At 65.1% G+C, this 12,937-nt stretch carries 10 protein-coding genes and 1 riboswitch; of the genes, 9 read left to right on the top strand and 1 reads right to left on the bottom strand.

Annotated features, from left to right (window positions below; genetic code table 11):
- Positions 1 to 95 precede the first annotated feature (95 nt).
- The 7 genes from CAG31_RS04370 (at position 96) to astE (ending at position 7,987) form a co-directional block, all read left to right on the top strand.
- Positions 96 to 1,316, top strand: coding sequence for an aspartate aminotransferase family protein (locus tag CAG31_RS04370; RefSeq protein WP_085578235.1), 1,221 nt, complete (start codon positions 96 to 98; stop codon positions 1,314 to 1,316).
- A gap of 228 nt (positions 1,317 to 1,544) precedes the next feature.
- On the top strand, positions 1,545 to 2,564 hold the full coding sequence (aruF, locus tag CAG31_RS04365; RefSeq protein ID WP_085578234.1) for an arginine/ornithine succinyltransferase subunit alpha: 1,020 nt from the start codon (positions 1,545 to 1,547) through the stop codon (positions 2,562 to 2,564).
- A gap of 51 nt (positions 2,565 to 2,615) precedes the next feature.
- Positions 2,616 to 3,644: an arginine N-succinyltransferase gene (gene astA, locus CAG31_RS04360; RefSeq protein WP_085578233.1), complete on the top strand. Its 1,029-nt coding sequence runs from the start codon at positions 2,616 to 2,618 to the stop codon at positions 3,642 to 3,644.
- Positions 3,641 to 5,107 (top strand): succinylglutamate-semialdehyde dehydrogenase, encoded by a 1,467-nt coding sequence (astD, locus tag CAG31_RS04355; protein WP_085578232.1) that lies wholly within the window; start codon positions 3,641 to 3,643, stop codon positions 5,105 to 5,107. Before astA ends, astD begins: the two co-directional genes overlap by 4 nt.
- Before the next feature lie 165 nt (positions 5,108 to 5,272).
- Positions 5,273 to 6,619 (top strand): N-succinylarginine dihydrolase, encoded by a 1,347-nt coding sequence (gene astB, locus CAG31_RS04350; protein ID WP_085578231.1) that lies wholly within the window; start codon positions 5,273 to 5,275, stop codon positions 6,617 to 6,619.
- A 57-nt stretch (positions 6,620 to 6,676) separates the two neighbouring features.
- Positions 6,677 to 6,964: a topoisomerase II gene (locus CAG31_RS04345; protein ID WP_085578230.1), complete on the top strand. Its 288-nt coding sequence runs from the start codon at positions 6,677 to 6,679 to the stop codon at positions 6,962 to 6,964.
- A gap of 12 nt (positions 6,965 to 6,976) precedes the next feature.
- On the top strand, positions 6,977 to 7,987 hold the full coding sequence (astE, locus tag CAG31_RS04340; protein WP_085578229.1) for a succinylglutamate desuccinylase: 1,011 nt from the start codon (positions 6,977 to 6,979) through the stop codon (positions 7,985 to 7,987).
- 158 nt (positions 7,988 to 8,145) lie between these two features.
- Here the strand turns inward: astE and CAG31_RS04335 are convergent, their stop codons facing one another.
- The gene (locus tag CAG31_RS04335) at positions 8,146 to 8,655 is read right to left on the bottom strand and encodes a 6,7-dimethyl-8-ribityllumazine synthase (RefSeq protein ID WP_085578228.1); all 510 of its coding nucleotides are present in this window, start codon (positions 8,653 to 8,655) and stop codon (positions 8,146 to 8,148) included.
- Between the two features lie 96 nt (positions 8,656 to 8,751).
- Positions 8,752 to 8,923, bottom strand: a riboswitch (FMN riboswitch).
- A 196-nt stretch (positions 8,924 to 9,119) separates the two neighbouring features.
- Here CAG31_RS04335 and ltaE point away from each other — a divergent pair.
- Together ltaE and alaS are read left to right on the top strand one after the other, a co-directional pair.
- Positions 9,120 to 10,124: a low-specificity L-threonine aldolase gene (gene ltaE / locus CAG31_RS04330; RefSeq protein ID WP_085578227.1), complete on the top strand. Its 1,005-nt coding sequence runs from the start codon at positions 9,120 to 9,122 to the stop codon at positions 10,122 to 10,124.
- 146 nt (positions 10,125 to 10,270) lie between these two features.
- Positions 10,271 to 12,895: an alanine--tRNA ligase gene (alaS, locus tag CAG31_RS04325; RefSeq protein WP_085578226.1), complete on the top strand. Its 2,625-nt coding sequence runs from the start codon at positions 10,271 to 10,273 to the stop codon at positions 12,893 to 12,895.
- The last annotated feature ends 42 nt before the right edge of the window (positions 12,896 to 12,937 follow it).

The following is a 12,937-nucleotide window of genomic DNA, read 5'->3' as shown; positions in this document are numbered from 1 at the left end:
TTGTCGCTTGGCGACAAGGCCGGGCTGAGAACTGTCCTTACAATCCCCCCATCTCCCGCCAGTTTCAGGCGGGTGTTCCTCATCAGGAGACTCCGATGTCCGTTGAGCACGCTGCGGTACAACGCGCCGATTTCGACCAGGTAATGGTTCCCAACTATGCGCCTGCCGCTTTCATTCCGGTGCGTGGCGAAGGCTCCCGCGTCTGGGACCAGACCGGCCGCGAGCTGATCGACTTCGCCGGCGGGATTGCCGTCAACGTGCTGGGCCATGCGCATCCGGCGCTGGTCGGCGCCCTGACCGAGCAGGCGAACAAGCTGTGGCACGTGTCCAACGTGTTCACCAACGAGCCGGCCCTGCGCCTGGCGCACAAGCTGATCGACGCCACCTTCGCCGAGCGTGTGTTCTTCTGCAACTCCGGCGCCGAAGCCAACGAGGCCGCGTTCAAGCTGGCCCGCCGCGTGGCGTTCGACCGTTTCGGCAGCGAGAAGTACGAAATCATCGCCGCGCTGAACAGCTTCCACGGCCGCACCCTGTTCACCGTGAACGTCGGCGGCCAGTCGAAGTACTCCGACGGTTTCGGTCCGAAGATCACCGGCATCACCCACGTGCCGTACAACGACCTGGCGGCCCTGAAGGCTGCCGTTTCCGACAAGACCTGCGCCGTGGTGCTGGAACCGATCCAGGGCGAGGGCGGCGTGCTGCCGGCCGAGCTGGCGTACCTGCAAGGCGCCCGCGAGCTGTGCGATGCGCACAACGCGCTGCTGGTGTTCGACGAAGTGCAGACCGGCATGGGCCGCACCGGCAAACTGTTCGCCTACCAGCATTTCGGCGTGACCCCGGACATCCTCACCAGCGCCAAGAGCCTGGGCGGCGGTTTCCCGATCGCGGCGATGCTGACCACCGAAGCGCTGGCCAAGCACCTGGTCGTCGGCACCCACGGCACCACCTACGGCGGCAACCCGCTGGCGTGCGCGGTGGCCGAGGCAGTGGTCGACGTGATCAACACCCCTGAAGTGCTCAACGGCGTCAACGCCAAGCACGACAAGTTCAAGACCCGCCTGGAGCAGATCGGCCAGAAGTACGGCCTGTTCACCCAGGTGCGCGGTCTGGGCCTGCTGATCGGCTGCGTGCTGAGCGATGCCTGGAAAGGCAAGGCCAAGGACGTGTTCAACGCCGCCGAGCGTGAAGGCCTGATGATCCTGCAGGCCGGCCCGGACGTGATCCGTTTCGCGCCGAGCCTGGTGATCGACGACGCCGACATCGATCAGGGCCTGGAGCGCTTCGAGCGCGCCGTGGCCAAGCTGACGCAAGCCTGATTGACCCTCCGGCGCCTGACCGCTCAGGCGCCGGACCCGATTTTCGTTTTGCACCGACACATACTGTGGGAGCCAGCCCGCTGGCGATGAGGGCCTGACAGCCAACATCACTGTTGCCTGAAAGGACGCAATCGCCGGCAGTCTGGCTCCCACAATCGACTCTGGGTCGACCCGGGGACGGTGTGGAATTTTTCACCTGTGATTTTCATGAGAGAAAGGAGTGACACCATGCTGGTGATGCGCCCTGCGCAAATGGCTGACCTGGGCGAGGTACAGCGTCTGGCTGCGGACAGCCCGATCGGTGTCACTTCGTTGCCGGACGACGTGGAGCGCCTGAGCGACAAGATCGCCGCCAGCGAGGCGTCGTTCTCCGCCGAGGTCAGCTTCAACGGCGAGGAAAGCTACTTCTTCGTCCTTGAGGACACCGTCGCCGGCAAGCTGGTCGGCTGCTCGGCCATCGTCGCCTCGGCCGGCTACTCCGAACCGTTCTACAGCTTTCGCAACGAGACCTTCGTGCACGCTTCCCGCGAGCTGAAGATCCACAACAAGATCCACGTGCTTTCGCAGTGCCACGACCTGACCGGCAACAGCCTGCTGACCAGTTTCTACGTGCAGCGCGACCTGGTGGGCTCGCCGTGGGCCGAGCTCAACTCCCGTGGCCGCCTGCTGTTCGTCGCCAGCCATCCTGAGCGTTTCGCCGACTCGGTGGTGACCGAGATCGTCGGCTACAGCGACGAGAACGGCGACTCGCCGTTCTGGGACGCCATCGGCCGCAACTTCTTCGACCTCAACTACGCCGAGGCCGAGCGCCTGTGCGGCCTCAAGAGCCGCACCTTCCTGGCCGAGCTGATGCCGCACTACCCGATCTACGTGCCGCTGCTGCCGGACTCCGCCCAGGAGGCGATGGGCCAGGTGCACCCGCGTGCGCAGATCACCTTCGACATCCTGATGCGCGAAGGCTTCGAGACCGATCATTACATCGACATTTTCGACGGCGGCCCGACCCTGCACGCCCGCGTCTCGGGGATCCGTTCGATCGCCCAGAGCCGCGTGGTGCCGGTGAAGATCGGCGAGCCGGTCAAGGGCGCAGGGCGCCAGTACCTGGTGGCCAACGCGCAGCTGCAGGATTACCGCGCCGTTCTGCTGGAGCTGGACTACGCGCCCGGCAAACCGGTGACCCTGGACCTGGAAGCGGCCGAAGCCCTGGGCGTCGGCGAGGGCGCCAGCGTGCGCCTGGTGGCGGTTTAACGCCTTAGCGAGTTTCACGGGTGGCGTTGGCGGCCCGTTTGAGGAGATAGCATGATCGTTCGTCCCGTACGCAGCAGCGATTTACCCGCTCTGATCGACCTGGCCCGCAGCACCGGCACCGGCCTGACCACCTTGCCGGCCAACGAAGAGCGCCTGACCCACCGGGTCGGCTGGGCCGAGAAGACCTTTCGCGGCGAAGCCGGCCGCGGCGATGCGGACTACCTGTTCGTGCTCGAAGACGACAACGGCCGTGTGGTGGGGATCTCCGCCATCGCCGGCGCCGTCGGCCTGCGTGAGCCGTGGTACAACTTCCGGGTCGGCCTGACCGTCAGCGCCTCCCAGGAGCTGAACATCTACCGCGAGATCCCGACCCTGTTCCTGGCCAACGACCTGACCGGCAACTCCGAGCTGTGCTCGCTGTTCCTGCACGCCGACTACCGCACCGGCCTCAACGGCCGCATGCTGTCCAAGGCGCGGATGCTGTTCATCGCCGAGTTTCCGCAGCTGTTCGGCAACAAGATCATCGCCGAGATGCGCGGCGTCTCCGACGAGGCGGGCCGTTCGCCGTTCTGGGAGAGCCTGGGCCGGCATTTCTTCAAGATGGAATTCAGCCAGGCCGATTACCTGACCGGCGTCGGCAACAAGGCGTTCATCGCCGAGCTGATGCCCAAGTTCCCGCTGTACACCTGCTTCCTGTCCGAAGACGCACGTGCCGTGATCGGCCAGGTGCACCCGGACACCGAGCCTGCGCTGGCGATGCTCAAGGGCGAAGGCTTCAGCTATCAGGGCTACGTCGACATCTTCGACGCCGGCCCCGCCATCGAGTGCGAAACCGGCAAGATCCGCGCGGTGCGCGACAGCCAGGCGCTGGTGTTGGCGGTGGGCACGCCGGGCGACGACGCCACGCCGTTCATCATCCATAACCGCAAGCGCGAGGACTGCCGGATCACTGCAGCCCCGGCGCGTCTGGCCGCCGGCACCCTGGTGGTCGATCCGCTGACCGCCAAACGCCTTCAACTCAATGCCGGCGATCAGGTGCGCGCCGTTCCGTTGTCCGCAGCCCGGGAGTCGAAACAATGAATTCGCTATACATCGCAGGTCAGTGGCTGGCCGGCCAGGGGGATGCGTTCGAGTCGCTGAACCCGGTGACCCAGCAAGTGCTGTGGTCAGGCCAGGGCGCAACCGCCGCCCAGGTCGATTCGGCGGTGCACGCCGCGCGCCAGGCATTCCCGGCCTGGGCCAAGCGTTCTCTGCAGGAGCGCATCGGCGTGCTCGAAGCATTCGCCGCCACTCTGAAGAGCCACAGCGACGAGCTGGCCCGCGCCATCGGTGAGGAAACCGGTAAGCCGCTCTGGGAAGCGGCGACCGAAGTCACCAGCATGGTCAACAAGATCGCGATCTCGGTGCAGAGCTACCGTGAACGCACCGGTGAGAAGAGCGGCCCGCTGGGCGACGCCACCGCCGTGCTGCGCCACAAGCCCCACGGTGTGGTGGCGGTGTTCGGTCCGTACAACTTCCCTGGCCACCTGCCGAACGGGCACATCGTGCCGGCGTTGCTGGCCGGCAACAGCGTGCTGTTCAAGCCGAGCGAGCTGACGCCGAAGGTCGCCGAGCTCACGGTCAAGTGCTGGATCGAGGCCGGTCTGCCGGCCGGTGTGCTGAACCTGCTGCAAGGCGCCCGCGAAACCGGCATCGCCCTGGCGGCCAATCCAGGCATCGACGGCCTGTTCTTCACCGGCTCCAGCCGCACCGGCAATCACCTGCACCAGCAGTTCGCCGGGCGCCCGGACAAGATCCTCGCCCTGGAGATGGGCGGCAACAACCCGCTGGTGGTGGATCAGGTCGCCGATCTCGACGCAGCGGTCTACACGATCATTCAGTCGGCGTTCATTTCCGCCGGCCAGCGCTGCACCTGCGCCCGCCGTCTGCTGGTGCCGCAAGGCGCCTGGGGCGACAGCCTGTTGGCGCGCCTGGTGGCGGTGACGTCGACCATCGAGGTCGGCGCGTTCGACCGCCAGCCGGCGCCGTTCATGGGCTCGGTGATTTCCCTGGGCGCGGCCAAGGCCCTGATGGATGCCCAGGCGCATCTTTTGGCCAACGGTGCGGTGCCGCTGCTGGAAATGACCCAACCGCAGGCGCAGTCGGCCTTGCTGACGCCAGGCATCCTGGATGTGACCGCTGTGGCCGGGCGTCCGGACGAAGAACTGTTCGGCCCGCTGCTGCAAGTGATCCGCTACGCCGATTTCGACGCGGCCATCGCCGAAGCCAACGACACCGCCTACGGTCTGGCTGCCGGCCTGCTGTCGGATTCCGAGGCGCGTTACCAGCAGTTCTGGCTGCAAAGCCGTGCCGGCATCGTCAACTGGAACAAGCAACTGACCGGCGCCGCCAGCAGCGCACCGTTCGGCGGCGTCGGCGCGTCGGGCAACCACCGCGCCAGCGCCTACTACGCGGCGGACTACTGCGCCTACCCGGTGGCCTCGCTCGAAACCCCGGACCTGGTGCTGCCGGCGGCCCTGACGCCGGGCGTGAAGATGGCGTGATGCCCATCGCCGGCAGGCCGGCTGGCTCCCACGGGATCGATGCAGGGCACATAGGTGCAAACACCTGCCGACCTGTGGGAGCGGGCTTGCCCGCGAAAGCCGCGCCGCAGTCTCAAAGAACCGTTACGCAAGCCTATAACAACAGATTCTCGTGGAGCCTCGCTGATGAAATCCTGTGAAGTCAATTTTGACGGTCTAGTGGGGCCGACCCACAACTACGGTGGCCTGTCCTACGGCAACGTCGCCTCCCAAAGCAACAGTCAGCAGTCCTCCAATCCGAAGGAAGCCGCGCTGCAGGGTCTGGCGAAAATGAAGGCGCTGATGGACATGGGCTTTGTCCAGGGCGTGCTGGCGCCGCAGGAGCGTCCGGACGTGGCTGCCTTGCGCCGTCTGGGCTTCGGCGGCACCGATGCCCAGGTGATCGAGCGCGCCGCCAAGGAAGCGATGCCGCTGCTGGTCGCCAGCTGCTCGGCGTCGAGCATGTGGGTGGCCAACGCCGCCACGGTCAGCCCGAGCGCCGACACCGCCGACGGCCGCGTGCATTTCACCGCCGCCAACCTCAACTGCAAGTACCACCGCAGCATCGAACACCCGACCACCAGCCGCGTGCTGGGGGCGATGTTCGCCGATCAGCAGCACTTCGCCCATCACGCCGCGTTGCCGGCGGTGGCGCAGTTCGGCGACGAAGGCGCGGCCAACCACACCCGTTTCTGCCGTGAGTACGGCGAGGCCGGCGTCGAGTTCTTCGTGTTCGGCCGCAGCGCGTTCGACACCCGTTATCCGGCGCCGCAGAAGTACCCGGCGCGCCAGACCCTCGAAGCGTCCCAGGCGGTCGCCCGCCTGCACGGCCTGCGTGACGACGGCGTGGTCTACGCCCAGCAGAACCCGGCGGTGATCGATCAGGGCGTGTTCCACAATGACGTGATCGCGGTGGGCAACGGCGAGGTGCTGTTCTATCACGAGGACGCGTTCCTGGAGACCGAACAGATGCTGGCCGAGCTGCAAACCAAGCTCGCCAAGGTCGGCGGCAAGTTCCAGTCGATCTGCGTGCCGCGTTCGGCGGTCACCGTGGATGACGCGGTGCGCTCCTACCTGTTCAACAGCCAGTTGCTGTCGCGCCCTGACGGCTCGATGCTGCTGATCGTGCCGGAAGAGTGCCGCGGCAACGAGCGCGTCTGGAACTACCTGCAAAGCCTGACCGGCTCCGGCGGCCCGGTTCGCGAGGTCAAGGTATTCGACCTGAAGCAAAGCATGCAGAACGGCGGCGGCCCCGCTTGCCTGAGGCTGCGTGTCGCACTCAACGAAACCGAACTGGCGGCGGTCAATCCAGGGGTTATCATGACGGCACCGTTGTACGGTTCGTTGACCGCATGGGTTGAAAAGCACTACCGCGACCGCCTGACCGAAAACGATCTGGCGGATCCGCAATTGCTGCTTGAATGCCGGACGGCACTGGATGAACTGACGCAAATCCTTAAACTGGGCGCGGTTTATCCATTCCAGATCAATTGATGGCCGGTGCGCCGCCTTCGCGCGGCGCACGGCTTCATCTCCCAAGAGAGCGTAAACATGAGTGATTCCCTGCAGCTGATCCTTGAAGACACCGACGGCACGCAACTGCAAACCTCCTGCACCCGCGTCGCGGTCATGTGGCAAGGCAAGGAGCTGTGGATCCAGCAGGACGGCCGCGGCCAACTGCTGATCGGCGTCGACGTCGAAGAAGACGACGAAGAGTACGCCAACCTGCTGCTGCGCCCGTTGGCGACTAATCTGGTAAGTCTGCAACTGGAAATGGAACCGGCCGACCTCGGTGGCGAGGAACATGTGCACGGCCCGGATTGCAACCACGACCACTAAGGAAACCGCTCTATGCTCGCCCTCGGCAAACTGCTTGAACTGACCCTCGCCGGCCGCGAACCGGCGGAGAAGACTCAACTGACTGTCGAAGGCGTGCGCATGCGCTGGTTGAGCGAGGGCGCGCTGGAAGTGCGGCCGCCCGAAGCGCGCGACAATGGCCTGGACCTGCTGCTGTCTGCAGGGATCCACGGCAACGAGACCGCGCCGATCGAATTGCTCGACCGCCTGTTGCATGACATCGCCCGCGGCGATCTGAAGCCGCGCGCACGCATTCTGTTCCTGTTCGGCAACCCGGAAGCGATCCGCAAGGGCGAGCGCTTCATCGAGCAGGACGTCAACCGGCTGTTCAACGGCCGTCACGAACAAAGCAGCGGCTGCGAAGCCTTGCGTGCCTGTGAGCTGGAGCGCCTGGCGGCGAGTTTCTTCAACCTGCCGGACCGTCAGCGCCTGCACTACGACCTGCACACCGCGATCCGCGGTTCGAAGATCGAGCAGTTTGCCCTGTACCCGTGGAAGGAAGGGCGCCAGCATTCCCGGCGCGAGTTGGCCCGGTTGCGGGCGGCGGGCATGGAAGCGGTGCTGCTGCAGAACAAGCCGTCGATCGTGTTCAGCTCGTACACCTACGACAAGCTCGGCGCCGAGTCCTTCACCCTCGAGCTGGGCAAGGCCCGGCCGTTCGGGCAGAACGCCGGGGTCAACGTGTCGCTGCTGGAAAACCGCCTGAAGCAGATCATCGAAGGCAACGAGCCCGAACAGGCGCAAGAAGGCCTGGACGGCCTGCAGCTGTTCAGCGTGGCCCGGGAAATCATCAAGCACAGCGACGCCTTCCGCCTGAACCTGCCGGCGGACATCGAGAACTTTTCGGAATTGGACATGGGGTATGTGCTGGCCGAAGACCTGGCCAATACCCGCTGGATCATCGAAGAGCAGGGCGCGCGGATCATCTTCCCCAACCCCAAGGTCAAGAACGGCCTGCGCGCCGGCATCCTGATCGTGCCGACCACGGACGATCAACTGGCCTGATCACGCCGCACGAACCCTGCAGGCTTCCTTCACTGAATCCGGAAGCACCGCAGATCCTGTGGGAGCGGGCTTGCCAGCGAATCGGCCGGCCCATCCGACATCGATGGTGACTGACCCGCCGCCCTCGCGAGCAGGCGGGCTCCCACAGGTTTCGGCGCTTAGACCGCTACGGCACGCGGCTCGCTGCGGCGCAGCGCACGGATCTTCAGCAGCGTGTCGGCGCAGGTTCTCGCCGCTTCCTGACCCTTGTGCACGAAATGCTCGAAGAAGAACTTCTGGTGCTCTTCGCCGGCATGGAAGTGGTGCGGGGTCAGGGACACCGAGAACACCGGCACTTCGGTTTCCAGCTGCACCTGCATCAGGCCGCTGACGACCGACTGGGCGACGAACTCGTGACGGTAGATCCCGCCGTCCACCACCAGGGCGGCCGCGACGATACCGGCATAACGACCGGTCTTGGCCAGCAGCTTGGCGTGCAGCGGCATTTCGAACGCGCCGCCGACCTCGAAGAAATCGATGTCCGATTCCTGGTAGCCCTGGGCGATCATTTCGGCGACGAAACCTTTACGGCTCTGGTCGACGATTTCCTTGTGCCAGCAGGCCTGGATGAACGCGACGCGCTCGCCCTGGGTGTGTTTGGCTTTGCTGTCGATTGCGGTGGGTTGCATGTTCTGACTCCTGTTTGTGTGAAAAACAGGGCGATATGAATCGAAAGGGATCAAGGGTACGCGCGCGCAAGCACGCAGACGGCCCTTTGGCGTCAATCCCGTTCTCTCTTCATCCGGACTGTGACCGTCGGCCCCGGAATCACACCGGGTCTGCTGACCTTGCCGTCGGACACGACCTGAACCGTGCCTGCCGCCAAGCGCTCGCGGGCTATGCGCGTTGCGCGCAATTACCGCCGGTGGGGAATTGCACCCCGCCCTGAGAACGTTGTGCCGCCCTTTGTCCGGCGGCGCAGCGTTTTTAACACAGTTCCTTTGGCGATGCATTGCGCCTTTGTGATGATTGCCATCGAATTTTTCGCTTCACGCGGCGACTTTTCCTTGCCCAAGGGTTGATTAATCCGCGCCATGCCCGCAGTAATTCCAAAACGAAAAGGGATTTCCCCTGCTGACTTGAGGCCAGGTTCATGAGCGTTATCGATCTTCGCAGCGACACCGTCACCCAACCGTCTCCCGCAATGCTTGAAGCGATGGCCCGCGCGGCCACCGGTGACGATGTGTATGGCGAGGATCCGACGGTCAACCGTCTGGAAGCCGAATTGGCAGAACGGCTGGGGTTTGCCGCCGCGCTGTTCGTGCCGACCGGCACCATGAGCAACCTGCTGGGCTTGATGGCCCATTGCGGGCGGGGCGACGAATACATCGTCGGCCAGCAGGCGCACACCTACAAGTACGAAGGCGGCGGTGCGGCGGTGCTCGGCTCGATCCAACCGCAGCCGCTGGAGGTGCAGGCCGACGGTTCGCTGGATCTGGACCAGGTGGCCGCCGCGATCAAGCCCGATGACTTCCATTTCGCCCGCACGCGTCTGCTGGCCCTGGAAAACACCATGCAAGGCAAGGTGCTGCCGCTGGAATACCTGGCCCGGGCCCGAAGCTTCACCCAGGAGCACGGCCTGGCCCTGCACCTGGACGGCGCGCGCCTGTACAACGCGGCGGTCAAGCTGGGCGTCGATGCCCGGCAGATCACCCGGCATTTCGATTCGGTCTCGGTGTGCCTGTCCAAGGGCCTCGGCGCTCCGGTCGGCTCGGTGCTGTGCGGCTCGGCCGAGCTGATCGGCAAGGCCCGCCGGTTGCGCAAGATGGTCGGCGGCGGCATGCGCCAGGCCGGTCTGCTGGCGGCGGCGGGGCTGTACGCGCTGGAGCATAACGTCGAGCGCCTGGCGGACGACCACGCCAACGCCGAGTTGCTGGCCGAAGGGCTGCGCAATGCAGGGTTCAGCGTCGAGCCGGTGCAGACCAACATGGTCTACGTGCAGATGGGCGACCGTGCCCACGCCCTCAAGGCGTTTGCGGCGGAGCGCGGGATCCGGCTGAGCGCCGCCGCCCGGCTGCGGATGGTCACGCACATGGACGTCAATCGCTCGCAAATCGGGCAGGTGGTCGAGGCATTCGTCGCGTTTTCGCGCAAGTGACAGCGTTGGCGGCCCAATTGACTGCTTCTATCGTATAAACACGCTGTACCCCGCGCGCAGGGCCGATATAATGCGGCCCTTTGCCGTTGCTTCGTCTGTCGACGTTTTGCACAGGCCTTTGGCCGCAGCCTCCGTGGAAGAACCTAATGAAAAGCGCAGAAATCCGTGAAGCCTTCCTTCGCTTCTTCGAAGAGCAAGGCCACACCCGTGTAGCCTCCAGCTCTTTGATTCCGGGCAATGACCCAACCCTGCTGTTCACCAACGCAGGCATGAACCAGTTCAAGGACTGCTTCCTGGGCCAGGAAAAGCGCGCGTACACCCGCGCCGTCAGCAGCCAGAAATGCGTGCGCGCCGGCGGCAAGCACAACGACCTGGAAAACGTCGGTTACACCGCCCGTCACCACACCTTCTTCGAAATGCTGGGCAACTTCAGCTTCGGCGACTACTTCAAACGCGACGCCATCACCTTCGCCTGGACGTTCCTGACGTCCGACAAGTGGCTGAACCTGCCGAAGGAAAAGCTGTGGGTGACCGTCTACGCCACCGACGACGAAGCCTACGACATCTGGACCAAGGAAGTCGGCGTGCCGGCCGAGCGCATGGTGCGCATCGGCGACAACAAGGGCGCGCCGTACGCCTCCGACAACTTCTGGACCATGGGCGACACCGGCCCGTGCGGTCCGTGCACCGAGATCTTCTACGACCACGGCGCCGACATCTGGGGCGGCCCGCCGGGCTCGCCGGAAGAGGACGGTGACCGCTACATCGAGATCTGGAACAACGTGTTCATGCAGTTCAACCGCACCGCCGACGGCGTGCTGCATCCGCTGCCGGCACCGTCGGTGGACACCGGCATGGGCCTTGAGCGGATCAGCGCCGTGCTGCAGCACGTGCACTCGAACTACGAGATCGACCTGTTCCAGAGCCTGCTGACCGCTTCGGCCAAGGCCATCGGCTGCACCAACGACGGCCAGGCTTCGCTGAAAGTGGTGGCCGACCACATCCGTTCCTGCGGCTTCCTGGTCGCCGACGGCGTGCTGCCTTCCAACGAAGGCCGCGGCTACGTGCTGCGCCGGATCATCCGTCGCGCCTGCCGCCACGGCAACAAGCTGGGCGCCAAGGGCAGCTTTTTCTACCAGATCGTCGCCGCGCTGGTGGCCGAGATGGGCGAAGCCTTCCCTGAACTCAAGTCCCAGCAGGCGCACATCGAGCGCGTGCTCAAGGCCGAGGAAGAGCAGTTCGCCAAGACCCTGGAGCAGGGCCTGAAGATCCTCGAGCAGGACCTGTCCGAGCTCAAGGGCGAAGTCGTGCCGGGCGACGTGGTGTTCAAGCTCTACGACACCTACGGGTTCCCGATGGACCTGACCGCGGACATCGCCCGCGAGCGCAGCCTGACCATCGACGAAGCCGGCTTCGAGCGCGAAATGGAAGCCCAGCGTGAGCGCGCCCGTTCCGCCAGCTCGTTCGGCCTGGACTACAACAGCCTGGTCAAGGTCGACGTCGACACCGAATTCACCGGCTACCACGCCACCAGCGGTTCGGCGAAAGTCGTCGCGCTCTATAAAGACGGCCAGTCCGTGGACGTCTTGAGTGAAGGGCAGGAAGGCGTGATCGTGCTGAACCAGACCCCGTTCTATGCGGAGTCCGGCGGCCAGGTCGGCGACTGCGGCTACATTCAGGCCGGCAACAGCCGTTTCGACGTGCGCGACACCACCAAGACCGGCGGCGCGTTCCTGCACCACGGCGTGCTGGCCTCGGGCAGCCTGATCGTCGGCGCACCGGTGGAGACCCACGTCGAAGCCGACGTGCGCCACGCCACCTCGCTGAACCACTCGGCCACCCACCTGCTGCACGCGGCATTGCGCAAGGTGCTGGGCGACCACGTCCAGCAGAAGGGCTCGCTGGTGGACAGTCAGCGCCTGCGTTTCGACTTCAGCCACTTCGAGGCGATCAAGCCTGAACAGCTCAAGGCGCTGGAAGACATCGTCAACGCCGAGATCCGCAAGAACTCGGCGGTCGAGACCGAAGAGACCGACATCGACACCGCCAAGAAGAAAGGCGCAATGGCGCTGTTCGGCGAGAAGTACGGCGACAGCGTGCGCGTGCTGAGCATGGGCGGCGACTTCTCCGTTGAGCTGTGCGGCGGCATCCATGCCAACCGCACCGGCGACATCGGCCTGCTGAAGATCATCAGCGAAGGCGGTGTGGCCTCCGGCGTGCGCCGCATCGAAGCGGTGACCGGCGCTGCGGCGCTGGCCTACCTGAACGCGGCCGAAGAGCAACTCAAGGAAGCGGCCAGCCTGGTCAAGGGCAGCCGCGACAACCTGATCGACAAGCTGTCGGCTGTGCTGGAGCGCAACCGCCTGCTGGAGAAGCAGCTCGAGCAGCTGCAGGCCAAGGCCGCCAGCGCCGCCGGCGACGATCTGTCGGCCCAGGCTGCGGACGTCAAGGGCGTGAAGGTGCTGGCTGCGCGTCTGGACGGTCAGGACGGCAAGGCGCTGCTGGCGCTGGTCGATCAGCTGAAGAACAAACTCGGCCGCGCAGTGATCCTGCTCGGCAGTGTCCATGAGGAAAAGGTCGTACTGGTCGCTGGCGTGACCAAGGACCTGACTGGCCAACTCAAAGCCGGTGATTTGATGAAACAGGCTGCTGCGGCAGTGGGCGGGAAGGGCGGCGGTCGCCCGGACATGGCGCAGGGCGGCGGTACAGACGCCAGCGCACTGGACAGCGCATTGGCGCTGACCGTTCCGTTCGTCGAGCAGGGTTTATAAGACGCGCCGCCGGGCCCGCAGTCTAGTGGCGGGCCCGATGGC

The organism is Pseudomonas sp. R25(2017) (assembly GCF_002112565.1).
Lineage (GTDB): Bacteria > Pseudomonadota > Gammaproteobacteria > Pseudomonadales > Pseudomonadaceae > Aquipseudomonas > Aquipseudomonas ekonensis.
Note: the sequence above shows the minus strand (reverse complement) of the source record. Positions and strands in the feature narration are given on the sequence as shown.